The following is a 24,545-nucleotide window of genomic DNA, read 5'->3' as shown; positions in this document are numbered from 1 at the left end:
AAGTCAGACATAGAAAAGGCAAAGGGGTTTTCCATGCAGTTGACATCGTCTAAAAAACGGATCGTCACAGCCATGGCTGTTGGTGGCAGCGGCGTCCTGATGGCAGGGCTTTTCGCAGATCCCTCCGGCATTCTCGTCGCAATGGTGGCCATCTGGCTCTATACGAGCTGGCGCACGGGCCTGGCCGTTTTGCTCATCGGCTGTTTGTTGACCGCAACCGTCGTTCTTTCGCCTGTCAATTTCGGGAATGACGAACCGATGCGAGTCGTCATGTTTGCCTGTTCCGCTGCGGCTCTCTGGTTTTTCATCAACGTCTTCAAACCGCAGAGCCTTTTCGACCGTGTGTACAAGAATATTCAGCCCAATATCGAAGATATTCCAGGCTTCGGATGGTCGGCCTATCCTGACGGTCGCCTGCGCTTCCTCAATCCGAAAGCGCTCGATTTTGTCGGCGTGACCGCCGAAGAAATGAGCAGGATCGCCCAGCTTGACAATCATTCGTGGTGGAGTCTTTTCGTCCATCCCGATGAGGTCGAAGGATGCAAGGCAAGATGGGAGCACAGCCTCAAAACGGGTGTGCCGATCTTCGAAGAGCAGCGGGTCCGGCGCGCCGACGGGACCTATCGATGGMTTCGCGATTCCGCCATCGCCTCGCGTGACGAACAGGGCCGAATCACGGCCTGGTTCGCGACCTCCGTCGACATCGATGACCAACGCAAGGCGGAAGCTGCCCTTCGGGAAAGCCAGCAGCAATTGCAACAGATGATCGATACGGTGCCGGCCCTCATCTGGTGCGCAAACGCAGCCGGCGAAACTTCTTACATCAACGGGCCGCTTATGCGCTGGACCGGGATTTCGCTTGCGAGCAACGATCCCGCGGACACAAAAAGATTCGCGACGGCGATTATCGAAGCCATCCACCCAGAAGACCGCGCACTATTCCAGAAGAGCCTGTCGCAGGCCTTTGAAACTGGCGAGCGCTTCGTATTGAAATATCGGCAACGGCGTTTCGACGGCGTCTATCGCTGGATCGACGGCAAGGCTGAGCCGCTACGCGACGCTGATGGTCAGATCATTCAATGGTACGGCGTTTGCCTCGACATCCACGACGAGATGGAAGCCCATGAAGCGGCGCGTGAGCGTGAAGCAGAGCTGCGCCTGATCGTTGATACGGTGCCGTCGCTGATCTGGCTGATGACGCCCGAGGGGCTTCCCTGCTATTTCAACAAGCGTTTCTCCGAATGGGCAGGGCTCGATGAAGGCGATATTCATTCGAAGACGCCGGAACAGGTCGCCACTCAGGCAGAACTTGTCCATCCGGATGATCGCGCGGCGGTAACGGAGGCGTTCAGGAACGCCATTGCGACAGGTCAGCCTATCAACCACAAGGGCCGACTTCGCCACAGGGACGGTCAATATCGCTGGATGGATTCACGCGTCGAACCCTTACGCGACGAAAACGGCAAAATCATCCGCTGGTATGGCGTCAACCTCGACATCGATGATGAGGTTCGCGCGCAGGAGGCGTTGCGTCAGTCCGACGAAAGACTGGCGAGGGCACTGCGCGCTGCCAGTATGTCCGAGCTTTCCGTCTCGATTGCGCATGAACTCAATCAACCGCTACAGGCAGTCGTCGCTAATGCGAATGCATTCCGCCGCTGGCTGAGTGCCGATCCGCCGAACCTAGAGCGCGCACTGCGTTCTGCCGACTGGATCGTGCGCGATGCCGATGCAGCCGCCGATGTCGTCAGCCGCATCAGGGCGCTCTTCGGCAAGACAGCCTACCCCCGAACGGCAGTCGATCTGAACAATCTGATCGGTGATGCCTGCGAACTGCTCGCCGACAAGCTCGCCTCCAACAAGGTGAGGCTCGACATCGAGCTCGACCCCTATCTGCCGGCGACCAGCGCAGACCATGTGCAGCTGGAGCAGGTGATGCTTAATCTCATCCGCAACGGCATCGAAGCGATGCACGACATCGAGCCTGGAGCCCGCATGCTGAAGATCGAGTCGCGGTTGCGGGACGATGATACGGTTGAGGTGGAAGTGAGCGACTTCGGGAGCGGCATCAGCGACCCCGAGAGGATTTTCGAGGCCTTTTATACAACAAAGCAGGATGGTATGGGCATGGGCCTTGCGATCTGCCGTTCCATCATTGAATCCCACGGAGGACGTCTCTGGGCGGAAAACGGTGCGCGCAGCGGTGCGTCCATCACATTCAGTCTGCCGGTCCGGGACGTTCAGGCGAAATTCGCACCGCGGGAAAACCAGGCCAGACCGACAGTCCGGGAGCTCGAAGCTTTGTCGGCATAACCGGACGAGATGCCGGCATCGCGGCTGCTCCCCGTAGCCGGTGGATCATGGTGAGAGCGTGATCCACCTGGCGCAAGCCGTTTAAGAGGCGCTTTGCGCGCCGAGTTCATGCCGCCATTGGCTGGGTGTCGTGCCGACGAAGCGCCGGAATAAACGGCTGAAATGTGCTTGGTCCGACAGGCCGCAGGCAAAGGCAATATCGCCCATTTCATGCTCGGCGGCCAGCAGCAATGTCTGGGCGCGCTCGATGCGCTGCTGCATCACGAACGCGTAGGGAGACATCCCGAAGCTGATTGAAAAGGCGCGGCGGAAATGGGCGGGGCTGAGCTTTGCTGCGGCCGCCAGATCATCGACGCGAAGCGGCCCCTCCAGCCTTTCATCGACATATTCGGTGACGCGTTTGACCTGCCAATTGCTGAGGCCCGTCCTGCGGCGGCCTTTGTCCGCACCGTCTGACCTGGCGTCCTGCAAGCAATCAAGAGGATCGGACAGAACGCGGTCCGGGGACGGTGCCGAATTACCTCTTTTTAACATGATCTCTTGATTCATCAGACCGCCCTAGACAATGGCCGGGATCGCCAGTCTCAGATGAACGCTGAATGTAGGGGAAATCCATAAGGTAGGTGTCTAGCGAACTAGGCCGAAAGGATAGGTTTCAGGCGGGCTAAAGCTCGATCCGGGGATCGGCCAATGTCTGCAGGATTTCGATAACGATGTTCACGAGGATGTAGAAGGTCCCAAGGACGATGGTGACGCCGAGAACAGCCGGGAGGTCGGCGCTGGTCAGAGATTGGACCATGTAGAGACCAAGGCCAGGCCACCCGAACACAAGCTCGACGATCAGCAGATTGCCAAACAAAAGCCGGATCTGCAGACCGATCATCGCCAGAGCCGGCGAGGCGGCGTTGCGAAGGCCGTGCCGCAAGACGACCGCGGTTTCCCGAAGACCCTTTCCCCGCGCAGTTCCGATATAGGTCTGCTGCATCACCTCGCGCAACGCGCTGTCGAGACTTCGCCCCACCGCGACCGCGATCGGCAGTGCCAGAGCGAAGGCCGGCAGGAGCAGATGCCTGGTCGCATCCAGGCTGAGGTCGCCCCTGCCGCCGACAAGCGCGTCGATCAAATTGAAGCCGGTCGGGCCGCCGATATCATCTTCGCTCATCCTGCCCGAACCGGGCAACCAGCCAAGGCGAAACCAGAAGAAATAGACCAGAAGCAAGGCCGACATAAAAGTTGGAACCGAGCCAGCCGCAATGAAGAGAAGCMTCAACCCTCCGGAGCCGCCTGCGATACGGGGCATCACCGCAATGACACCTGCCAGCGAAAGCCCAAGGCAGAGAGCTGCCAGTGACAGTTCGAGCGATGCGGGCAGATATTGCCTTATATCGACGGCCACCGGCTGACGGGTCCTGGTCGACGTCCCGAGATCGCCTTGCGCGATTCGCGACAAAAACCGGCCATACTGAACGATAATGGGATCATCGAGGCCAAGCTGCTGGCGAAGAGCGTTCACATTCGAAAGCGGCGTCAGCGGCCCGGCGATGGCGCGCGCGGGGTCAGCGGGAATGATGCTTTGCAGGCAGAACACTGCAAAGCTCATCGCCAGGAGAACGACGACGAGACCCGCTATGCGTCTAAAGAGATAGGCCAGCATACCCTAGGCTCCTCGCAACGCCGCACGAAGACCGTCTCCCGCGAGATTGGCAAGGAGGCAGACGAGAAAAATGACAGCCGCGGGCAGCATTGGAAGCCACCAATAAACGGACAGGCTATCAAGTGCCCTTGATGTCATCGCCCCAAGTTCAGGCGCCGGAGCTGGTTGGCCGAGACCGATGAAGGACATGAGCGACATCGTCATGATGGCGGTTGCCACATCCAGTGTCGCCGCCACTAGCAGGGCCGGAAGGGCACCGGGAAGAAGGTAGCGCAACAGCAGGCGTGGGCCGCTGATGCCAGCAATTCTGGCAGCCTCGACATGCGGGCGAACATTCAGCCGGCGAAGCTCATCGCGGGATATGCGCGCATACCAGGGCCACCATGCGATACCCATCGCAATCATCGTATTGGCAAGTCCCCCGCCTAGCGTCGCGATCACCGCCAGCGCCACGAGTGTCGAAGGCAGGATCAGGAAGAATTCGGCGACCCATTGCGCCAGCATGTCGAGCCTGCGGCTGATAAGCCCAGGTATCATGCCGATGCATGTGCCGACGACGAGGCTGATGATGACAAGGGCAAGTGCGGGCAGCCATGTATATTGGATACCGAGGACGATACGCGAAAAAAGATCGCGCCCGATCTCGTCTGTCCCGAACCAATGCTCAGTGGAAGGTGGCAGATAGGCCGCCGCCACGCGGAGCTGCGGATTGAACGGTGTCAGCCATGTGGCGAACAAGGCAACGATCGTTGTAGCGATGACGCCGAACAAGCCAATTCGGTCGATCCAGCCTGTTCGGCAGAGAACGACGGACCAGCGCACGAAGCGCTCTTCGGGAAGAAACTCGGGAACGTTCATGCGTCCCGTCCGCCTGTGCTCGCATGGGTTTTCGGTATTGCCGTGAGAATGGTGCCCATCGACAGGCGATTAAAACCGGCGGTGATCGCGTCGGGATCTCCCTGCTGCACCACCCGGCCGTGTTCCAGCACTGCAATGCGGTCGGCGATTATCCTCGCGGCCGCCAGATCATGGGTGACGAACAGCACCGCCATGCCAAGACGCCGCCTGATCTCACCGAGAAGGTTCAGCGTCGCAGCAGCCAGCGACACATCAAGCGCGCTGATCGGCTCATCGCAGAGCAGAAGTTTCGGCGGCACAATGATCGCTCGGGCAATCACTGCGCGCTGGCATTGACCAACGGACAGGCTGGCGGGCAGCGAAGACATAAGGCTCTCATCGAGGCCCACCATTTCTAGCGCTTTGACAACCTTGTGAAGACGCTCTGCCTTGCCGAGAGGCAGAGGCCGCAACCGATCGCCGATCTGCTCGCCGATCGAAAGCCAGGGCGTCAGGGATGCAACTGCGTCCTGAAAAACAACCTGCGGCGCATCATCGATACAGGAAATCTCTCCACTATCAGGCTTCAGAAGCCCGGCCGCGAGCCTGACAATCGTCGATTTGCCGGCGCCGCTGTCCCCAAGCAGGGCAACACACTCACCAAGAGCGACCGAAAGATTGACCGATTCCAGCACCTGCCGCGACCGGCGACGCCCAAATCGGCCGGTGGACGTAAAGCTCTTGCTGACATCGGACAATAGCAGCGCGTCAACAGGCTTCAGGGTTGTCGTGGTTGGCCAGAGTTCCGCGGAGCGATATTGAGCGACGCTGGATTGCACCAAGTCGGGGAAGAAGCAGGCGGCAACATGACCGGTGGCCGAAAGTGGCGCGAGTTCGGGCCGTCTGTTTATGCACTGGTCCCCGACGATGAGGCAACGGGAGGCATAGCAGCAAGCGTTTCCCCGATCGGCAAGGCGCATCCGCTCGACCGGTAGAGTGGGCAGAGAGTGCTGGCGATCCGTGTCAAAATCGAACTGAGTCGCCAGCAGGCCCGCCAGATAGGGGTGGCCGGGATTTTTCAAAGCATCATCGGTTCTTCCCACTTCCAGAATACGTCCGCCGTAGAGCACAAGCACGCGGTCCGCGAGCGATGCGGCAGCTGTAAGGTCGTGGGTGATGAAAAGAATTGCAGTCTGCTGCTCGCGCGCGATCCTGCGCAGGAGTTCGATGACCTGGCCGCGCAAAGCGAAGTCGAGCGCGGTGATCGATTCATCGGCAATCAGCACCTTTGGCTGTGCCATCAACGCCATTGCGATAAGGATGCGCTGGCGCTGCCCGCCAGACAGGCGATTCGGAAATGCATCGAGTATGACATCGGCATCCGCGAGTCCGACCCGGCTCAGCCAATCCCTGACGAAGCCGTCGTTTCCACTGGCCGATTCCCTGAGCTGACGGCGGATCGTCATCGTCGGGTTGAGTGCACCCATCGGATCCTGGGGGATGGCACGCACGAGTGAATGACGAGCCGCGCGCAGCACCGATGGCTTTGCTCCTACGATCTCGGTGCCTGCAAGACGAATGGAGCCGCTGACCTTGGGCTCATTGGAGGCCGGCAACAGGCCCTGAATTGCCGCTCCGAGGGTGGATTTGCCGGAGCCGCTTTCTCCGACGATGGCGATGATTTCACCCGGCATCGCCTCGAAACCGATGTCGTCGAGCACAAGATGATCGCTACCGTTTCGCCGCAGGAAGACATTGAGACCGGCGATGGAGAGCGCAGCTTCGGTCACAGCCTCTGCAACTCCTCAAAGGTCGAGTTACAGCCATAAACCCTGCCGGAAGCCGCCTGCTCAGCCATCAGCGCCTCACACTGGAAAAGTCGATACTGCCCCTCGGGAAAACCGGACGAAGCCCCAGATCCTTCAGCCCTCTGCGATGGACGACCACGTCGTCGACATCGACCAGCGGGATGAAATAGCCCGCATCGAAATACATTTTCCCGGCCTTCTCATAAAGCGCGTTTCGCGTAGCGATGTCCGCGGTGGAACCACCTTCGGCGACGACGGCATCGGCTTCCGGAAGAGCGCTTCCATAGAGGTTCAGCGGCGCATCTTTGGTGAAAAAGGCCTTTGCCTGATTGTCGGGATGAGCCGCATCGGGAGAAGCAATGATCAGCAGCATGTCGGGGGCGGCGGGATCGCCCTTCATGGCGTAGGCCGCGCCCGGCGGCATGATGTGTGACGTCGCCTGCACGCCGATCAGCGATAGCTCAGCGATCATCAGGTCGGCGATACGTCCATAACTGGGATTGGCGCTGTAGAGCCCGATGCTGATGGTGACCGGTCCGCGCTTGGCGATGGCAGATTTTGCCGCCTCCAAATCCGTCGGAAACTGCACTGGTTGGCCCGGATCCAGCATGACGTTTGGATAGAGCGATTTCGAGACATGAGCATATTGTCCGAAGGCGTCGCTCGCCCATAAAATCGGGTTGATTGCGGTTAGAACCGCCTTGCGAACTTCGGCATCGTCAAGCGGCGACCCCGGCCTAATGAAGGCCTCGTATTGTGTCATGCTGGGAGCCGACGTTATTTCCAGATCGGTCGGCAGATTGCCGAKCTGCGCAAACGGGAAATTGGCCGGAACGCCATCGATCTCGCCGGCCTTCAATTTCAGAATTTGCTGKCCGATATCGGGGATGACAGGAAGCTCTACCTTGCCGAAAGACGGTTTGGCGCCCCAATAATCTTCATTACGTTCGAGCACATAACGTTCGCCGCGCTTGAATTCGGCGAGCTTGAACGGCCCAGTTCCAACCGCATGATCGGTAAGCCATGCCGTCGCACGGTCACCTCCGGCGTGGTCGGAAAGTGCCGTCGGGCTGATGATCTTCGGCCCCCACGGGCTTGCAAGACTGTCCATAAAGGAGGGTTGCGCATGGCGCAGCGTGATGACGACGGTGGAACCATCAGGTGCTGCGATATCCGCCATGTTGGCGAGCGTGTAATTCTGCACAAATCCGCCGTCGCGGCGCCGCTTGAACGAGGTGACCACCGCATCTGCATTCAGGGCTGTGTCGTCATGAAACCTGACACCGTTTACGAGGTGGAACGTATAGACCAGCCCGTCTCCCGATATCTCCCAGTTCTTGGCCAGCGCCCCCACGATCTTCGTCGAGCCGGTCTCATATTTGACCAGCCCCTCATAGACGCTATCCAGCGCAGTCAATCCGGCAACCTCAAAACCGTTGTCGGGATCCAGAGTGCCTATATCCGACGAATAGGGAATGCGCAGTACATCCTCGGCATGACCCGAGGCAACGGCGATCAAAAATCCGAGCGAAAGTGCGAGCAGGCGAAGGCTGATAACGCAGTTGAAACGTGAGAATATCGAAGTGAACAGGAATTTCGGCATTAGGTGATCCGTGATTGCGTCATACCGGCCGCGGACGGCGGAAGCGTGAGGCTGTCATTGCTCTGGTGCTCAACCGTCGTCGAACGCCCATCGTCATCACAATCATAGCGCCGCGCTACTGAAAAGCTTTGAAGATTCCGCGCCATAAATATTTTTGCTTCCGTTGAGCAAGCGATGCCGCGGAAGCATTTTCATCGCCTAGCTACCGCCCCTGCTCGCAGTCCGACATCATGAAGATAAGTTTCCAATGCTGGCAGTTTGCCCTGCGAGACCACCGCACCGACATAACCATCCGGGCGGACGAGGATCCAGTCGCCAGGCGCCGGCTCGTAGGTCTCGCGGAATTGGTTCTCGCTGTCGATGAGGTTGCCGCCTTGCCCGATGGTATGAATATGCAATCCCTTGCGCGGCTGGACGCCAGCCGTTTCCATATCAAATCCCAGCAGCGTCCAATGCGGACCTTTAAAGAGATCGAACAGCCGCGCGGGTTGCCCTGCGGCGCCCTTTAACAGCGCATCGGGAGCGCGGCTGCCGGCAAGGACGCGAGCCTGACGCTTGGGTTCTTCGAGCGACAGGCTCGAGCCGAGATAGGCGATGTCCAGTTGCCGAACCTCGCGGCCACGCCGAATTTCGCCACGCTTCATGTCTTCGAGCAGTCTGACAGCAAGTCCCAGCATGCTTGCCGCGATCGGGCGGCGCTCTTCCTCATAGCTATCGAGAAGCGCCTCCGGAGCACCTGACAGGACGGCCGCCAGCTTCCAGCCGAGGTTGTAGGCGTCCTGAACGCTGGTGTTCAGACCCTGGCCGCCCGTCGGCGGATGGGTATGGGCGGCGTCCCCGGCGAGAAAGACGCGGCCGACACGATAGCTGTCGGCAAGCCGGGCATTCATGTTGAATGCCGATGCCCAGGAGACAGACTGGATGACGATATCCGTGCAGCCGGTGCGTTCGGCAGTGAGCGCAGAAAGTCCTTCAGCCGACAGGTCTATGTCGCCTTCTAGAGGCACCGGTCCCTGCAGCTGGAAAACTCCTGTTTCGGCCAAGGGACAAAAGGATATCTGCATCTCCATCGACCCCTCGTTGAAGCGATGCCAGACATCGCGGCTGAGGCCTGTCAGGGTCACGTCGGCAACAATGGCGCGAACGCCGAGCGTCTTTCCGGGAAAACCGACGGCGAGCGCCTGGCGCACAAAGCTCCGGCCACCATCGGTGCCGACGAGATAGCGTGCGCGGATAGTCTGCTCTTCACTGCCATTGGCAAGCCTTGCGGTTACACCCTGCCCGTCCTGTTTGAAGGCGATCAACGCGCAGCCGAATTCCGGAGCGTGGCCGAGTTCGGCAAGGCGCTCCCGCATCGCTCCCTCCGTCAGAAATTGAGGCACGAGCAGAGGCGCGCCATAGGGTTCCGACGGGATTGGGTCACCGGCCTCGAAAAGCGCGCCGTCCTTTACGCTACCGTCGCCATGATATTCGCGCTGGCGTGGATAGAAGGCGCCCGAGGCGGCAATCCTGTCGACAATACCGAGGTCCTCAAAGACTTCCATGGTTCGCGGCTGGATGCCCTTACCGCGCGAACCGCCGAACGGATCATTCATCTTCTCGATCAGCCGGAAGGATACACCCCGCCGGGCGAGATCGATCGCCAGCGTCAGGCCGGCTGCGCCGGCGCCACAAATCAATACATCGATTGCGTCATCTTCCGTCATTGCTGTTGCTCCTCGTTTGTGTGTATTATGCACATAACAGGAGATCAGGAATGCCGTCAATGAAAAATGTGCAAAATACACATATCTCAGCCCGTATCCATGAGCTTCATGGATCGCTGCTCGAGATCGTCAGTGTCATGAACCGGCCCCAACGGGATGAGGCCATGGTCAGAGAGGCAGGAATTTCGCTCGACCGCGCCCTCTTCCCCTTGCTGGTGGGCATTGAAAGATTGGGGCCGATCGGCGTGGTCGATCTGGCTGACCGCGCTGGGCGGGACTACACGACGGTCAGCCGCCAGGTCGCCAAGCTCGAGAGCCTCGGCCTCGTTCAGCGTCGGCCGAGTGCAACGGACCGGCGCGTCAGCGAAGCGGTCGTCACCACGAAGGGCAAATCGATGACGGATCGTGTCGATGCTGCACGCGAGAGGATCGGGATCGAGATATTCAAGAGCTGGGATCCCGAGGATCTGGACAATCTGGTTCGCCTGATGCGGAAATTTGCTGATGCCGTGAAGGATGATCCGGCCAAAAGCTGACGAGCCACCGTGCAGATGGGCGGGCTGGCGGAAGGAAGTGAGGCGTCAGCAGGATCGCCGGCGCCTTGAGACTCTCATTCGAAGCCGGATTACCAGCAGGTGAATCCTGCATCAACGTTGACGATTGCTCCCGTCATCAAGCTCGCTGCACCGGATGCAAGGAAGAGAACCGCGCTTGCGACCTCTTCCGGCGTGCCCATTCGCCCCATGGGCGTATCGGCAAGCCAGATTGGAATCCGCTCGCGATTGGCTTCGACGGCCGCGACCATCGGCGTCTCGATATAGGTCGGGGCAACCGCATTGATCCTCACACCGTGCTGAGCCCATTCAGCGGCCATGGAACGGGTAAGGTGGTGAACGGCAGCTTTCGAGACGTTATAAGCCGTCTGCGGCTGTGGCCGGTTGCAGATGATGCCGGACATTGAGCCGAGATTGACGATTGCACCGCGTTTCATCGCCACCATATGGCGGCCGAAGGAGCGTGAGCACCAGAATACGCCATTGACGTTGACATTCATCATCCGCAGCCAATCGGCGTCCGTGACGTCCTCTGCCGCAATCCCGTTCTGGCCGATGCCCGCATTGTTCACTAGGATCGTCGCTGGGAGGCCGCTGGCGGCGAGTTCATTGGCGATCGCCTCCATCCGGGCGGAATCGGTCACGTCACCAAGACGCAGCTCGACGTCATATCCCTTGTCCTTAAGCGCCAGAGCCTGCTCGGCGTCGGATTCATTGCGCTCGATGACGACGACGGCGGCGCCAGCTTCGGCGAGCGCGTGGGCGCAGCAAAGTCCGATGGCCCGTCCGCCACCGGTGACGACGGCGCGCTCACCGTCAAGGCGGAATTTTTCCTGATAGCTCATGGTTCGGCTCCTCAGATGTCGAATGCGCTTGGAAGAACGACGATGTCGCGGATCGTCACGTTGCGGGGTCGCGTCAGCATGAACATGATGGCGTCCGCAACCTCCTTGGGTTCGATCAGGGCACCGGCCTCCTTCGCCTTGCGCAGGTTCTCCTCCGGCCAGTCGGCAAGCAATGCGCTGATGACTGGTCCCGGCGAAACCGAGCCGACACGAATACCGCTTTTCAGCAATTGCCTGCGCATCGTCTGGACGAAGCAATGCATCGCCCATTTCGACGGCGAATAGACCGGCTCCCAGGGAACGGGCGCATGGCCCGCGACCGAGCTCGTAACGATGATGTCGCCGGTCCCACGTTCGATCATGTGCGGAATGATGGTCCGGACATTCTTGATGACGACATTGACGTTCAGGTTCAGCATCCTGTCGATGGCGTCCAGATCGGCATCTGCGAGATCCCCGCCGATATAGGTGCCGGCATTGGCATGCAGAATGTCGAGCTGCCCAACCTTCGACAACACGCGGTCAAGAAGCTTAGCGCATGCTTGAGGATCCAGCAGGTCCAAAGCGAGAGGTATGGCCCTTTCCCCAAGGCGTTCGCAGGCCGACTGGAGCGCCTTCTCGTCGCGATCAACGAGAACGACCGTGGCGCCCGCTGCGATCATCGCCTCCGTCGACGCCATTCCGATACCCGACGCCGCGCCGGTGATTGCGGCAACCTTCCCTTTCAACTCGTTCATTCTTTCCTCCTCGGTTGAGCGGCGCTATCTGCCTGCGCCGCATGCTGCATGATATTCGGCAAGGCTCTTCGTCACCCGCCAGATCAGAACCTCTTCCGGATTCAGCGGCGTGTCGGAAAACTGTTGGGCAGCGGGCATGTGCTGCCAGATCAACGGAAGCGGCACGGATTTTCCGGCAAGCGCGTCGCAAAGGCGTGCGACGGCGGATTGAGCTTCTTTAGACGCCCAGTAGTATCGGATGCGATCGGACAGCGAATAATGCCGAAGCCAGCGCTGCTCTTCCACCGTGCCGTGATAGTGACGGCTCCAGTTCTCCCGATGTGCCAGCATCAAAGCCTCCATCGCCGCGTAGAGCGGACGCTCGCCATAATCAGGCACGAGATCAGAGGCAATCAGGTCCAGCCCGTAAAGCGCCTCGCGCAGCACGAAGGTCAACTCCGGCCCGACCTTGAGAATGGGAAACCCGTCTTCGACCAGGGCCGTCAGCGGATCCGCGCCCTGATAGTCAGTGGAATGCGCTTCGAACACGAATTGCGGCTCGTCCTCGAGCACCTGTTTCAACGCGTCGATCTTGCTGCGGTCGTACCGGATGACATTGTGGTTGCCGAACTCGACGCCGGGCTGCACCACCAGGCCGATAGCGCGCTCAAAGGCGCCCGCAAGGCCAGCCTCGGCGAAGACACGGCGATGTACCTCTATGGTTTGCCTGGCCGCCGAAGCCGCGGTCGGTTCGATCGTGGTGAGAGCATGATCTGCCCCGCCGGGGGGAGGAACCTCCGTGCCGATCACGTAGACCGGCATAGCGCCCCCTGCTTGCCTTGCCGAAGCCTCTGCGACAGCGGCCAACCGCGAGGCGCGGTGGGCCGTCGTCTCATCGTCCAATGCAGCGGGCTCGCCCAGGCAGCCCATCGACGCATCCAGATGGATTTTGCGGAATCCGGCATCGACATAGGCAGCCACCATCCTCTCGGCTTCCGCCATGGCCTCTTCTGCCGCCCGGTCTCGCCAGGGATTCGGTCCGAGATGGTCACCGCCAAGCACGATGAGGTTTTCCGGGCATCCCTCTTCATCGGCGATGCGGCGCACGAGCGTGGCAAAGTCCGCAGGCGTCATCCCGGTATAGCCGCCCAGATGATTGACCTGATTACAGGTGGCTTCAATCAGAACCGTGCTCGAATGATCACGCCCATGGCGCAGAGCCGCGCGCAGCACGATCGGATGGGCTGAGCAGGCCGAGGTGATGCCTGTGGGACGGCCCTGAGCCCTAAGGGCAGCCAGTTTACTCAGTTCTATCTGCATCAGGAACGCCTTTCCGTTGCAGCGATGAACGCATCGAGTTCCTGACGGGTGCCAGCGCCCTCCATCGGTCCACGGATCGTCACATTGCGCGCGCCTGCCGCCGAACCGTAAGTGAGCGCATCCCCTGGAGACATTCCAAGACGCCGGCAGGTGAGGTACGCCCCGCCAAAGCAGTCGCCGGCGCCGGTGGGATCGACCTCCTCCACGAGAAACGCGGCAGCGTCGATGCGGTCCCCGTCCCCGCCGAAATAGGTGGCGCCTCCCGCTCCACGCTTCAGCACGATCTCCCTCACACCGATTTGAAACAGGCGGCGGATCGCCTCGGCTTCGCCTGCGACGCCGGCAGCCCGCTCAAGCTCTTCCCCTGAAGGCAGAACAAGATCGGCGGCGGCAACGAGCCTGGCAAATCGCCGCTCGGTATCCTCGTCGAGTTGCAGTTCCTTGCGGATGTTGGGATCGACCGAAAGCGTGCCGCCCCGTGCCTTCACGATGTCGACCGCCTTGTCGATCACCTCCCGCGCGCTCGGAACAGACAAAGCCGATCCCATCACATGAAGGTGGCCGGTGCGGTTGATGAGATCGCTGACGCCTTGAGACCAGCCGAAGCGCGCGGCCGCAGATCTCGCGATATTATAGACGAAGTCGCGCGAACCGTCCTTGCGGTAGCGGACGAAGGCGCTTCCGGTCGGATAGTCAGGGTCGACGGAAATGGTCGAGACATCGACGCCGTCACGTTTGAGGCGGTCGATGTTGACGCGGCCGAAATCGTCGTTTCCTACCGCTCCGACCATGGCCGCCGCTCCGCCCAGCCGGCCGCATTGCGAGATGAAGATCGCCGGCGCGCCGCTGGCAAACGGCCCGACGAGCGGCTGGGCTTCACGGAACCCGTTTCCGACCGTCGTAGCAACGATCTCCACCAGAATCTCGCCGACGCAAACCGTGGGACCGAGATGGTCCGGAGCCAGCACTGAAGCCATTGCAATCCCGCTTTCAAAAGGTCTCGCTAAATCGTCGTTGTTCGTTGTATCGCAGCGTCTTCGCCACCGAATTCCTCGTTTTCGAGGGAGAGGAAACGCTGGTGCAGCATGCATGCCGCCCCGAAGGCGGAACCGAACTCCGCGTCGCCATCGACGACGATCTCGGGTGTCGGAAAAGGAATGTTCTGCCCCTCCGACATGTGGACCGCCACGCGGGCCGCCACCATCGGATAGAGCGACGCTACGGAACCCCCGAGCACGATCCGATCCGGATCAAGCAGACGACAGGCCTGCAGCAGCGCATAGGCAAGATGCCGCGACCAATTTTCCGCTATGTTCACGGCATCAGGAACACGATCGCGAACGTCAGTGAGGAACTCCTGCAAATCGACGTCGGCGCGACCGGTCGCTTCCCGGTACTGCCTGATCAATACCTCGCGGCCAATCAATTGCTCGAATTTCTGCCCGGCGCTTCCCGGCACAAGGGTATGGCCGATTTCACCCGCAAGGCCGTGACCGCCACGAAACAGCTTTCCGTCGATCATGATGCCGCCGCCGACCCCGGTCTCCATGAGCAGGAAGAGCGTCACGCCGGCAACGCCGTGACGATAGCTGTCACCGATCGCGAAAGCGTTGGCGTCGTTTTCCACCGAGATCGGCACGTCGGCCGGAAAGGCGCTCCGGCCGATCTCCTTCAATGGCACCTCCCGCCAGCCGATGATCGGCGCAAGCGTGACAATTCCGTCGGGCCGGATATGCGCCGGCGCGGATATGCCAAGCCCCTTGCAGCGCTTGATCATCTCTTTCGCCATGGCACTGACGATCAGCTCGACGCCGCTTGCCACGGCCTCCTCCACCGTCGAGGACTGCGCGTGGAAGGCCAGCCTGCGACAGGCCCGGACATCGGCGGAAAGGTCCACAACAACAGCAGATATATGCTCGACGCCGATTTCGATGCCGACGAAGAATGCCGCATCCGGAACCAGTTCGAGCATGATGCCCGGCCGGCCGGCACGGGATTGCTCCAAGCGCTGCTTGCTGCTCTCCTCCGACTCCTGAACAAAGCCGCTTTCCGTCAGTTCGGCAACGATTTCTCCGGACGACGAGCGGTTCATGCCGAGCTTCCGCGCCAGATCGGCCCGGCTCAGGCGGCGATGGCTGTAGATCGTCTGCAGGGCCGCAACAATGTTGTTTTGCCTGATCCTGCGCGGTGAGCTTCCGATGGAGACGGTGTCGTTCATGTCCACTTCCCTTCAAATCGACTGCTCCAGCCTATACTTACCAAGCAGATCGGCAGAAGGATTATCAGGGGCGCGCGTTCGTGACGCGGCGGCGTTTGGCTTCTTCGTATTTCAGTTCGATATAGCGCTTGGCATGTGCCGCCAGCGGATCATTGTCGGTCCACGTATCACGCCAGATTGCGCAGGCGAGCGAAAGGCCTTCATCGACAACAGCAGTCGAAAAGCTTTCGAACACGATGTCGCGCTTGTAGTCGATATCCAGCAGCGCGTCGARGATGAGATCGAAATTGATGACGCCGTCACCAAGATAGCCGCGGTTACTTTCACCGATGTGGAAATAACCGATCTTGTCACCGGCGAGCCGGATCGCAGCAGCCGGATTTGCCTCCTCGATATTCATGTGAAACGTGTCGAGATGCAGTCGGACATGGTCCGATCCGGTGTCTGAAATGAACTTCAAGCCCTGCGCGGCCGTATTCAAAAGGTTCGTCTCGAAGCGGTTCACGATCTCCAGGACGAGATCGACCTTCGCATCCCTCGCGATATCGGCAGTCGCGGCGATAGCGGCGACACTGTTGTCCCAGCCCTTCCTCGTCGGCTGGCGGTTGTACTTGGTGTGCGCAGAATAAAGGATCCCACCGAGCTTGTTTCCGCCGATGTCACGGACCGCACGCACGGCATCGGCCAGCGTCTGCCTGCCGGCGGATACCGCAGCGGCATCCTCGCTCGAAATATCCTTGTCGATCGGCAAGCCCATCGTCACGCCGATCTCGACATCGAGCGATTGCGCGAGCTTCGCCAGACGGTCGAGATTGAACTTCTCGGGGCGGAGATAAGCGAATTCGATTGTGCGATATCCGTGCTCGGCCGTTTTGTTAAGGGCCATTTCGAGCCCTTCCTGCGTTTGGCCGCCTGTCCATACAAATGAATGGATACCCAATCGGCGCATGGCCTTTTTCCTCCGCTGGAAGCCTTCCGTTGCGCCACAGCTATGTCATTTAGTATGGTAAAGCAACAAATAAATTTGCCATTTATAATTTTGCCTTTGCGAGAAAATTCGTTGCGTTGCAGCATTTTATTTTAGAAACTCTGTATCTTTTACTTCGGTGAGAATTAGTTCCCACAAAAATCAACAACATAGCTGACATATTTGCAGGTTTAGACAACAAATATTGCGTGGCCGGCCTTTTTCGTCTACACAATGGCTCGGCGAAATGATCTCGCTGCTATCTGGGAGGATTGAAATGAATTACGCTCTGAAGGCCAGCKCGCTTGCGCTGACGCTCAGTCTCGCCACCGCCGCTTCGCCGGCATGGGCAGACTTCTGGTCCGATGCCGGCGCCAAGTTCAAAGGCGTGACCCTGCACGGCGTGACCGAAAGCACGCCTCCATCCAACTATATCAAGAACGTGCTCGCGCCGGAATTCGAGAAGAAGACCGGCATCAAGGTTGAAATCGAGACGACGTCCTGGGATCAGATGTACGACAAGGCCATCAAGGACATGGAGGCCAAGACCGGCATCTACGACATGGTCTATATCGAGCAGGACATCATCTATTCATATCTGTCCCGGAATTTCCTCGTCAACATTACCCAGACGCTCAAAGATCAGGCGGATCTGAAGGCGCCGACCTACGACGACGCGAACTTCACCAGCTTTGCCGACTACTTCAAGGACAAGAAGGGCGATCTCTTTGGCGTACCGATGGAAGCCTTCCTGAAGACCTACCTCTATCGCAAGGATCTTTTCGACGATCCGAAGATCAAGGAGGCCTTCAAGAAGGAAACCGGCAAGGACCTCAAGCCGGCGACCACGCATGAAGACTACACTCAGATCGCCGAATTCTTCACCAAATACGGCAAGGATAACGGCATTGAGCTTTGGGGCACCACCGCCCAGGCCCATACGGGTCACGCCGCGTCCTGGTACGAATATTTCGAATCCATCGCGCCGACCTTTGGCGTCTACAACTGGGGCATCGACGCCAGCAACAACTACGCAGCGACGGTCGAGCATGGCGGTGCGATGAACAGCGACAAGGCGAAGGCCGCGCTGAAATACTGGCTGCACCTGCGCGACATCGCTCCGCCTGAATCGACCCAGTCGACCTGGACGGAAACCGCGACGACATTTGCCGCGGGCCGTGTCGCTCAGGGGCTGATCTACGGCGAGAACGCGGCATGGATCGCAAGTGATCCTGCGCAGTCGAAGGTGGTCGACAAGGTTGGCTTCGCTCTGCCGCCGCTCGAGCCGGGCGTCATGGAGGACGCAACGTCGGGAAAGGGTTATATCGGCTATTATGACGGCGGCGCCTTCGGCCTGCCTATTACATCCAAGAACAAGGAAGCAGCTCTGCTGTTCCTCGAATTCATGGGTCAGAACGACGTGCAGCCCGACTGGGCCATCGCCGCGCCGCGCATCACCAACAAAGCGACCTTCGACGATCCGAAGGTCAAGGCGATGGACGTCAAGCTCGGCGGCTTCTACACGATGCTGAAGGACGAGGGCAAGCTGTTCGCCGGCGCTCCCCCGTACCCGTTCCACGCTCAGGTGCGTGAAGCGACCACGCCGATCTTCTTCGACATCCTGACCGGCAAGATTGCGCCCGACGAAGGGCTCGACCAGATGGCCGCCAAGACGGAAGAAGAGCTTACGTCGCTCGGCTATCGCAAATAAATCATCCTCCCCACCTTGGCGGGTCGTCTTCGCAAGGCGACTCGCCTCTTTCCCGGCTCGATAGGCCCCCAAGGGTGCCAAAGAKGATGAGGCAATGCATTCACAAAAGCTTGGATGGCTGTTGCTGTCACCGACGATCCTGATCCTCGGGCTCTTCGGCATCTTTCCTTTCATCTACGTCGTCTGGGTCTCGTTTCACCAGTGGAACCCTTTCGCCGCTAATCCACTGATGGTCTTCAACTGGGCATCGAATTATCGAACCCTCGTCTTCGACCCACAATTCCTGGCCTCTCTTGGCATCACCATTGCATTCGTCTTTTTCGCGGTCGTGTCCGAACTCGTGCTCGGATACGTGCTCGCGCAGGCGCTGATGAAAGACTTTCCGGGAAAAGCCTTCTTCCGCACCATCCATACCCTTCCTCTGATCATGGCACCCATCATCGTCGGGTCTGTGTGGAAGCTGATGACGACGCCGTCGATCGGCATCATCCCCTATCTCCTGCGAAGCTGGTTCGGATACGACCTGAACATCGGCCAAAGCGCCACCGCGGCCTTCGTCATCACCATCATCATGGACGTCTGGCACTGGACGCCGCTGGTCACCCTCTCTCTGATCGCCGCACTGGTCTCGCTTCCGCCTGACCCCTTCGAACAGGCGCAGATCGATGGCGCCGGCAAGAGCCAGATCTTCTGGCACATCACGCTCCCGCTTATCCGCCCTGCCCTGCTGGCCACGGTGTTCATCAGGCTCATGGACGCGCTGCGCACAGTCGACGAAGTCCTGATGCTGACCGGCGGCGGTCCGGGGTCGGCGACGCGCTACCTCGGTGTCCACATCTTCAAGGAAGTCTTCCCCAAGACCAACTACGGCTACGGTTCCGCGATCTCCGTCGTCGTGCTCTACCTCACCATCGTCGTCTGCTGGCTGCTCTATGTCGGCCTGATTGCTCCCCGCGCGAAGAGAGGCTGAGGCGATGAACCGACATAATCCCTGGCTTTCGGTTCTCATGTGGACGCTGATAAGCTTCGCAACCCTTTTTCCGATCTACTGGCTCTTCGTCATATCGGTAAAGCAGCCCTTCGACCTGTTCTCGACGCCCGATGTCGTGCTTCGGAGCTTCTTCTGGAAAAACTATCAGGACGTGCTGACGAACGAGACCTTGCGGCGATACATGCTCAACTCGCTGATCATCTCGTCAGGCAACGCGATCCTGGTGACGACCCTCGGCTTTCTTGCCTGCTACGCGCTGACGCGCTTCGATCTTGCGGGCAAGGAGAGCATCTTCTTCTGGACGATCACCAACCGCATGGCGCCACCGGCAGTCTTCCTGCTGCCGCTCTTCCTGCTTCTAACGCAGGTCTACAGGATCGGCGACTTCACGCTGGCGGATTCCCGGCTGGGTATGATCCTTGTCTACTGCTCCTTCAACCTTCCCTTCGCCATCTGGACTCTGCGTCCGACGGTGGAGAGTATTCCGAAGGAGCTGGATGAGGCTGCCTATATGGACGGCGCAAGCCCCTGGATGGTCCTCTACGACATCGTCTTTCCCTTGGCGCGACCGGGACTTGCAGTGACACTCATTCTCACCTGGGTCTTCGCGTGGAACGAATATCTGCTTGCCGCCACACTCACCAACTTCAACGCCCGCACGCTGACAACCGGCCTGTCGGAATACGTGACGACGACAGGGACGGCCTGGGGCATCATGGCTGCGATCTCCATGCTGACATTGATCCCGGCGCTCATCGTCTTCTCGGTGGTGCAGCGTCACATCGTTGCCGGCCTGACCTTCGGCGCAGTGAAAGGATAGCAAGATGGCTTCGGATACTCGAAACAACGAAAAACAGCCGGGCTTCCTGCCGATCGAGACGAACTGGTTCGACCGGCTGTTCATCTCGGTCGTGATCTGGGTCGCGCTCTCCCTGCTCTGGATGCGGTTCATCGAACCGTTCGGGCTCTCGGTGTGGTTTGCGGCGGCTATCTCCGCCGTACTCGGCGCCTACATCGTCTGGAAGGGGTGAGCCGGTGAGCTTTGTCAACAACATCAAGACGCAAGCCGTGCTGGATTAGGGAGAAAAGACATTGGCAAACGTACAGGTCAGCGACGTCACCAAGAGGTATGGCGCTCTTCAGGTCATGCACGGCGTCAGCGTCGACATAGAAGATGGCGAGTTCGTCGTGCTGGTCGGCCCCTCCGGCTGCGGCAAGTCCACGCTGCTGCGCATGATCGCCGGTCTGGAGACTGTCAGCAGCGGCGATATCCGCATCGGCGGCCGCGTGGTGACCAATGCTCCGCCGAAGGAGCGCGATATCGCCATGGTCTTCCAAAGCTATGCGCTATACCCCCACAAGACGGTCGCCGAGAACATGGGCTTTCCGCTGAAGATGGCGAAACGACCGAAGTCGGAGATMGACGAAAAGGTCGGCAGGGCAGCTGCGATCCTCGATCTGACGCGCTATCTCGACCGTTACCCGAAACAGCTGTCGGGCGGACAGCGGCAACGCGTTGCCATGGGCCGAGCCATCGTCCGCGACCCGCAGGTCTTCCTGTTCGACGAGCCGCTGTCGAACCTCGATGCCAAGCTTCGCGTTACCATGCGCGTCGAAATCAAGGAACTGCACCAGCGGCTGAAGACGACCACCGTGTATGTTACGCATGACCAGATCGAGGCGATGACGATGGCCAACAAGATCGTCGTCATGCGCGACGGAAGGGTGGAGCAGGTCGGCAAACCGCTCGATCTCTACGACTTCCCTGCAAACCTCTTCGTCGCCGGCTTCATCGGCAGCCCGTCGATGAACTTTCTCCAGGGCAAGATCGCAACCCGGGACGGAAAGCAGGTTGTCATCACCGATCAGGGCGTTACCCTTCCCGTAGACCGCGTGAATGCAGAGGAAGGCAAGGCCGTGACCTACGGTATTCGCCCGGAACACATAACCATTGGCGATGACGGTATTCCGGTGGAAGTGTCGGTGTATGAGCCGACAGGTTCCGAAACACTGATCTTCGGCCGTGTCGGCGGAGTGCCGATCGATGCGCTGATCCGTGAGCGCATCGAGGTCGAACCCGGCCGGACGCTGTATTTTCATATTGATCCGCGACGGGTTCACATCTTTGATCAGGCAACAGGACAGCGATTGTAAGGCGAGGAACAAATGAATTTCGAAGGCAAAAAAGTGATCGTCACCGGTGCCGGCAAGGGCATCGGTCGCGTTGTCGCAGAGATACTGGTCAAGCGTGGGGCCAAGGTTACGGCACTCACCAGAAGTGCTGACGATGTCGTTTCCCTACGTAAGGACCTTGGTTGCGAGGCCCTTCAGGTTGACCTTGCCGACGCAAAGGCKACGCGAGAAGCCGCGCGCGCCGCACTTCCGGCAGATTTCCTTATCAACTGCGCTGGAACGACCGAACTGCAGCCCTTTCTCGAAACCACGGTCGAAGCCTTTGACCACCTGATTGCCGTCAACACGCGCGCCCCGATGATCGTTGCGCAGGAATATGCACGGTCCCTGATCGAAGACGGCCGCCACGGCGCCATCGTCAATGTATCCTCCGTTGCCGCTTTCGTCGGCATCCCGGATCATGCAGCCTATTGCGCTTCGAAGGGCGGCCTGGACGGCCTGACGCGCGTCATGGCGAAGGAACTGGCACCGCAGGGCATCCGGGTAAACGGCGTGCATCCGACGGTGACGCTGACGCCGATGGCGATCAAGGCCTGGAGCGATCCGGAGAAGGCCGMCGGAATGCAAAAGCGCATCCCGGTCGGCCGGTTCGCAGAACCCGAGGACGTGGCAGAGGTGATCCTCTTCCTGCTCTCCGACGAAGCCGCGATGGTCAACGGCATTTCCATGCCTATCGATGGCGGCTACATGATCGCGTGAGACCGTATTGCGTGGCCGGGCGCGAACTGTGCGATGAAAAGCGCGGGACTTCTGACGATACGCATATGCGAACCCCGTGGCTGGGACGGATCAGCCGCCGGAAGCAATCTTCCTGGCGGCGTTGATCTGTTTGCGGGCACCGGATCGCAAGTGCGCGGTTTCCGCTCCAGCGATGACGAAGGCAAAGCCGAATTTCAGAAGTTCACCGGCACGCTCACCGTCATTGGCAAAAGCACAAGCAAACTTGCCATGTGCACGGCAACGGGCAACGGCATGTTGCATGGCGCTGTCGATCTCGGCGGCATTCGGCGCCACCTGATCCCCGTTCGATAGAGCAATGGAGAGATCCGACGGGCCGACAAAGATGCCATCGATGCCAGGCACGCCAAGGATATCATCGATAGCTTCGAGCGCTGCGCGTGTCTCGATCATGGCGATCGCCACAGTCAGATCATTGGCGTTCCTGAGATAGTCGTCACCCGAAAGGCCGGTATGGTTGAGGGCCAGCGAAGGACCCCAGCTACGCTCGCCGACCGGCGGGTATTTGGTAGACTTGACGAAGGCCCTCGCATCCTCGGCCGAATTGATCATCGGCGCGATGACACCGGAAACTCCGGCATCGAGCAGACGCGAGGCAGAGGCGAAATCGCCGACCGGAATGCGGGCGAGCGCCGGCTTGCCGGTCACACGCACATGGCCGACAGCGGCAGCTGCAGACGGCAGGTCCCACATGCCGTGCTGCATATCGAGCACAACGGCATCAAAGGCTTCCTGGGCCAGATGATTGACCAGCAGCGGATCTGGAATGCCCACCCAAGCGGAGATCATCGCGCTTTCAGGGTTCCGGATCCGGGCTGAAAAGCCGTCGATGTCAGCTGCACTCATGGCATTCTCCTCAGTTCAACAAGCCACCAATGGCCATGTATTTGACCTCGAGAAACTCTTCGATGCCGTATTTCGAACCTTCGCGGCCGATGCCGGATTGCTTCACGCCGCCGAAAGGAGCGACCGCCGTCGAAATGAGTCCCTCGTTGATACCGACAATGCCGAATTCGAGAGCCTCGGCAACCCGGAAGATGCGGCCGACGTCACGGGCATAGAAATAAGCAGCGAGACCGAAGGGCGTATCGTTCGCCATTTCGATTGCCTCCTCCTCTGTCTTGAAGCGGAAAAGCGGGGCAACCGGACCGAACGTCTCGTCCGAGAAGATTTCCGCCTCGCGGGAGACATCCGAGAGAATGGTGGGCAGATAGAAGTTGCCGCCGCGCTCATCACGTTTGCCGCCGGAAACGATTTTGGCACCGCGCTTGACGGCATCCTCGACATGCGTCTCGACCTTTTTGACCGCAGCTTCGTCGATCAACGGGCCGAGCGTAACGCCCTCCTCCATGCCGTCGCCGAGCTTCAATTTGGCAACGGCGGCTGCAAGCTTTTCGGCAAAGGCATCATATACCTTGTCCTGCACAAGAATGCGGTTGGCGCAGACGCAGGTCTGCCCCGTATTGCGGAACTTGGAGCCCATGGCACCCTTGACCGCTTCATCGAGATCGGCGTCGTCAAAGACGATGAAGGGCGCGTTGCCGCCAAGCTCCATACTGGTCTTCTTGATGGTCAACGCACATTCGGCAAGCAGCTTGGCGCCGACCGCGGTGCTGCCGGTGAAGGTGAGCTTGCGCACCTTCGGACTGCCGGTAATCGCAGGGCCGGTTTCAGACGAGGGGCCGGTGATGACGTTGCAGACGCCGGCCGGAAAGCCGGCTTCTTCCGCCATGACGGCCAGCGCCAGCGCCGAATAGGGCGTCTGGCTCGCCGGACGGATGATGCCGGTGCAGCCTGCCGCCCAACCGGGCCCGGCCTTGCGGGTGATCATTGCCGAGGGGAAATTCCAGGGGGTGATCGCAGCAAAGACGCCGATCGGCTGCTTCTGCACGATCAGGCGTCGGCCGGCAACCGGCGATGGGATCGTGTCGCCATAGATGCGCCTCGCCTCCTCGGCGAACCACTCGATGAAGCTTGCGGAATAGACGACCTCGCCACGGCTTTCTGAAAGCGGCTTGCCCTGCTCGATCGTCATGATCGCCGCGAGATCCTCGATATTCTCGTGCATCAGCTCGGCGAGCTTCCAGAGATAATTGGCGCGCTGCTCAGCGGTCAGCGCCGCCCATGCCTTCTGCGCTTTATAGGCAGCGTCGATCGCGCGGTTCGTCTCGACGGCGCTCATGGCCGGTACGGTGCCGATCACTTCGCCGGTCGCAGGATTGGTGACATCGTAAGTGCGGCCGCTATCGGCCTGCACCCATTGGCCGTCAACATAATTCGCTTCGCGAAAAAGCTCCGAGCGGCGGAGCTTGTAGCCCGAAAGTCTATTGCTCATGACTGGATACCTTCCATGAAACGCGGCCGCCAGGGA

22 protein-coding genes are annotated in these 24,545 nt (G+C 59.8%); 8 read left to right on the top strand and 14 right to left on the bottom strand.

What is annotated here, in order from left to right:
* Nucleotides 1-33 precede the first annotated feature (33 nt).
* Nucleotides 34-2,313, top strand: a complete 2,280-nt coding sequence (locus AC1DNW_RS23550) for a PAS domain-containing protein (RefSeq protein ID WP_477854507.1) — start codon at nucleotides 34-36, stop codon at nucleotides 2,311-2,313.
* Nucleotides 2,314-2,394: 81 nt separating this feature from the next.
* Here AC1DNW_RS23550 and AC1DNW_RS23545 read toward each other — a convergent pair whose 3' ends face one another.
* From AC1DNW_RS23545 to AC1DNW_RS23520, 6 genes are all read right to left on the bottom strand, one after another.
* Complete coding sequence (locus AC1DNW_RS23545) at nucleotides 2,395-2,862, bottom strand: helix-turn-helix domain-containing protein (RefSeq protein ID WP_113301709.1); 468 nt, start codon at nucleotides 2,860-2,862, stop codon at nucleotides 2,395-2,397.
* Nucleotides 2,863-2,977: 115 nt separating this feature from the next.
* Entirely contained in the window at nucleotides 2,978-3,967 is a 990-nt protein-coding gene (locus tag AC1DNW_RS23540) for an ABC transporter permease (protein ID WP_477854506.1), read from the bottom strand.
* A gap of 3 nt (nucleotides 3,968-3,970) precedes the next feature.
* The gene (locus AC1DNW_RS23535; RefSeq protein WP_477854505.1) at nucleotides 3,971-4,825 is read right to left on the bottom strand and encodes an ABC transporter permease; all 855 of its coding nucleotides are present in this window, start codon (nucleotides 4,823-4,825) and stop codon (nucleotides 3,971-3,973) included.
* Nucleotides 4,822-6,594, bottom strand: coding sequence for an ABC transporter ATP-binding protein (locus AC1DNW_RS23530; protein WP_477854504.1), 1,773 nt, complete (start codon nucleotides 6,592-6,594; stop codon nucleotides 4,822-4,824). Before AC1DNW_RS23530 ends, AC1DNW_RS23535 begins: the two co-directional genes overlap by 4 nt.
* A 67-nt stretch (nucleotides 6,595-6,661) precedes the next feature.
* The gene (locus AC1DNW_RS23525; protein WP_477854503.1) at nucleotides 6,662-8,215 is read right to left on the bottom strand and encodes an ABC transporter substrate-binding protein; all 1,554 of its coding nucleotides are present in this window, start codon (nucleotides 8,213-8,215) and stop codon (nucleotides 6,662-6,664) included.
* A gap of 191 nt (nucleotides 8,216-8,406) precedes the next feature.
* Nucleotides 8,407-9,921: an FAD-dependent oxidoreductase gene (locus AC1DNW_RS23520; RefSeq protein ID WP_113307825.1), complete on the bottom strand. Its 1,515-nt coding sequence runs from the start codon at nucleotides 9,919-9,921 to the stop codon at nucleotides 8,407-8,409.
* A 50-nt stretch (nucleotides 9,922-9,971) separates the two neighbouring features.
* Between AC1DNW_RS23520 and AC1DNW_RS23515 the strand changes: the two genes are divergently transcribed.
* Nucleotides 9,972-10,457 (top strand): MarR family winged helix-turn-helix transcriptional regulator, encoded by a 486-nt coding sequence (locus AC1DNW_RS23515; protein WP_113307826.1) that lies wholly within the window; start codon nucleotides 9,972-9,974, stop codon nucleotides 10,455-10,457.
* A gap of 89 nt (nucleotides 10,458-10,546) precedes the next feature.
* Here AC1DNW_RS23515 and AC1DNW_RS23510 read toward each other — a convergent pair whose 3' ends face one another.
* The 6 genes from AC1DNW_RS23510 to AC1DNW_RS23485 all read right to left on the bottom strand — a co-directional run bounded on the left by AC1DNW_RS23510 (nucleotide 10,547) and on the right by AC1DNW_RS23485 (nucleotide 16,523).
* The gene (locus tag AC1DNW_RS23510) at nucleotides 10,547-11,320 is read right to left on the bottom strand and encodes an SDR family oxidoreductase (RefSeq protein ID WP_113301703.1); all 774 of its coding nucleotides are present in this window, start codon (nucleotides 11,318-11,320) and stop codon (nucleotides 10,547-10,549) included.
* An 11-nt stretch (nucleotides 11,321-11,331) separates the two neighbouring features.
* The gene (locus AC1DNW_RS23505) at nucleotides 11,332-12,057 is read right to left on the bottom strand and encodes an SDR family oxidoreductase (RefSeq protein ID WP_113301702.1); all 726 of its coding nucleotides are present in this window, start codon (nucleotides 12,055-12,057) and stop codon (nucleotides 11,332-11,334) included.
* A gap of 24 nt (nucleotides 12,058-12,081) precedes the next feature.
* Nucleotides 12,082-13,356, bottom strand: coding sequence for a D-tagatose-bisphosphate aldolase, class II, non-catalytic subunit (locus AC1DNW_RS23500; protein WP_113307827.1), 1,275 nt, complete (start codon nucleotides 13,354-13,356; stop codon nucleotides 12,082-12,084).
* Nucleotides 13,356-14,333 carry a tagatose kinase gene (locus tag AC1DNW_RS23495; RefSeq protein ID WP_113307828.1) on the bottom strand — a complete coding sequence of 326 codons (978 nt, stop codon included), beginning with the start codon at nucleotides 14,331-14,333 and terminating at the stop codon, nucleotides 13,356-13,358. Before AC1DNW_RS23495 ends, AC1DNW_RS23500 begins: the two co-directional genes overlap by 1 nt.
* A 26-nt stretch (nucleotides 14,334-14,359) precedes the next feature.
* Complete coding sequence (locus tag AC1DNW_RS23490) at nucleotides 14,360-15,574, bottom strand: ROK family transcriptional regulator (protein WP_113307829.1); 1,215 nt, start codon at nucleotides 15,572-15,574, stop codon at nucleotides 14,360-14,362.
* A 64-nt stretch (nucleotides 15,575-15,638) separates the two neighbouring features.
* On the bottom strand, nucleotides 15,639-16,523 hold the full coding sequence (locus AC1DNW_RS23485; RefSeq protein ID WP_477854502.1) for a sugar phosphate isomerase/epimerase family protein: 885 nt from the start codon (nucleotides 16,521-16,523) through the stop codon (nucleotides 15,639-15,641).
* Between the two features lie 295 nt (nucleotides 16,524-16,818).
* Between AC1DNW_RS23485 and AC1DNW_RS23480 the strand changes: the two genes are divergently transcribed.
* The 6 genes from AC1DNW_RS23480 to AC1DNW_RS23455 all read left to right on the top strand — a co-directional run bounded on the left by AC1DNW_RS23480 (nucleotide 16,819) and on the right by AC1DNW_RS23455 (nucleotide 22,135).
* Entirely contained in the window at nucleotides 16,819-18,252 is a 1,434-nt protein-coding gene (locus tag AC1DNW_RS23480; protein WP_477854501.1) for an extracellular solute-binding protein, read from the top strand.
* Between the two features lie 94 nt (nucleotides 18,253-18,346).
* Nucleotides 18,347-19,222: a carbohydrate ABC transporter permease gene (locus AC1DNW_RS23475; RefSeq protein ID WP_113307831.1), complete on the top strand. Its 876-nt coding sequence runs from the start codon at nucleotides 18,347-18,349 to the stop codon at nucleotides 19,220-19,222.
* Nucleotides 19,223-19,226: 4 nt separating this feature from the next.
* On the top strand, nucleotides 19,227-20,063 hold the full coding sequence (locus tag AC1DNW_RS23470) for a carbohydrate ABC transporter permease (RefSeq protein ID WP_113301696.1): 837 nt from the start codon (nucleotides 19,227-19,229) through the stop codon (nucleotides 20,061-20,063).
* Nucleotides 20,064-20,067: 4 nt separating this feature from the next.
* Nucleotides 20,068-20,274, top strand: a complete 207-nt coding sequence (locus AC1DNW_RS23465; protein WP_113307832.1) for a DUF2160 family membrane protein — start codon at nucleotides 20,068-20,070, stop codon at nucleotides 20,272-20,274.
* 61 nt (nucleotides 20,275-20,335) lie between these two features.
* On the top strand, nucleotides 20,336-21,397 hold the full coding sequence (locus AC1DNW_RS23460; protein WP_113307833.1) for a sn-glycerol-3-phosphate ABC transporter ATP-binding protein UgpC: 1,062 nt from the start codon (nucleotides 20,336-20,338) through the stop codon (nucleotides 21,395-21,397).
* A gap of 12 nt (nucleotides 21,398-21,409) precedes the next feature.
* Complete coding sequence (locus AC1DNW_RS23455; RefSeq protein WP_477854500.1) at nucleotides 21,410-22,135, top strand: SDR family oxidoreductase; 726 nt, start codon at nucleotides 21,410-21,412, stop codon at nucleotides 22,133-22,135.
* Nucleotides 22,136-22,225: 90 nt separating this feature from the next.
* Here AC1DNW_RS23455 and AC1DNW_RS23450 read toward each other — a convergent pair whose 3' ends face one another.
* Both AC1DNW_RS23450 and AC1DNW_RS23445 read right to left on the bottom strand, forming a co-directional pair.
* Entirely contained in the window at nucleotides 22,226-23,020 is a 795-nt protein-coding gene (locus AC1DNW_RS23450) for an aldolase/citrate lyase family protein (RefSeq protein WP_113307835.1), read from the bottom strand.
* Nucleotides 23,021-23,030: 10 nt separating this feature from the next.
* Nucleotides 23,031-24,509, bottom strand: a complete 1,479-nt coding sequence (locus AC1DNW_RS23445; RefSeq protein WP_113307836.1) for an NAD-dependent succinate-semialdehyde dehydrogenase — start codon at nucleotides 24,507-24,509, stop codon at nucleotides 23,031-23,033.
* Nucleotides 24,510-24,545: the final 36 nt, after the last annotated feature.

The sequence above is a fragment of the Rhizobium sp. 05L429 genome (assembly GCF_056397645.1).
Note: the sequence above shows the minus strand (reverse complement) of the source record. Positions and strands in the feature narration are given on the sequence as shown.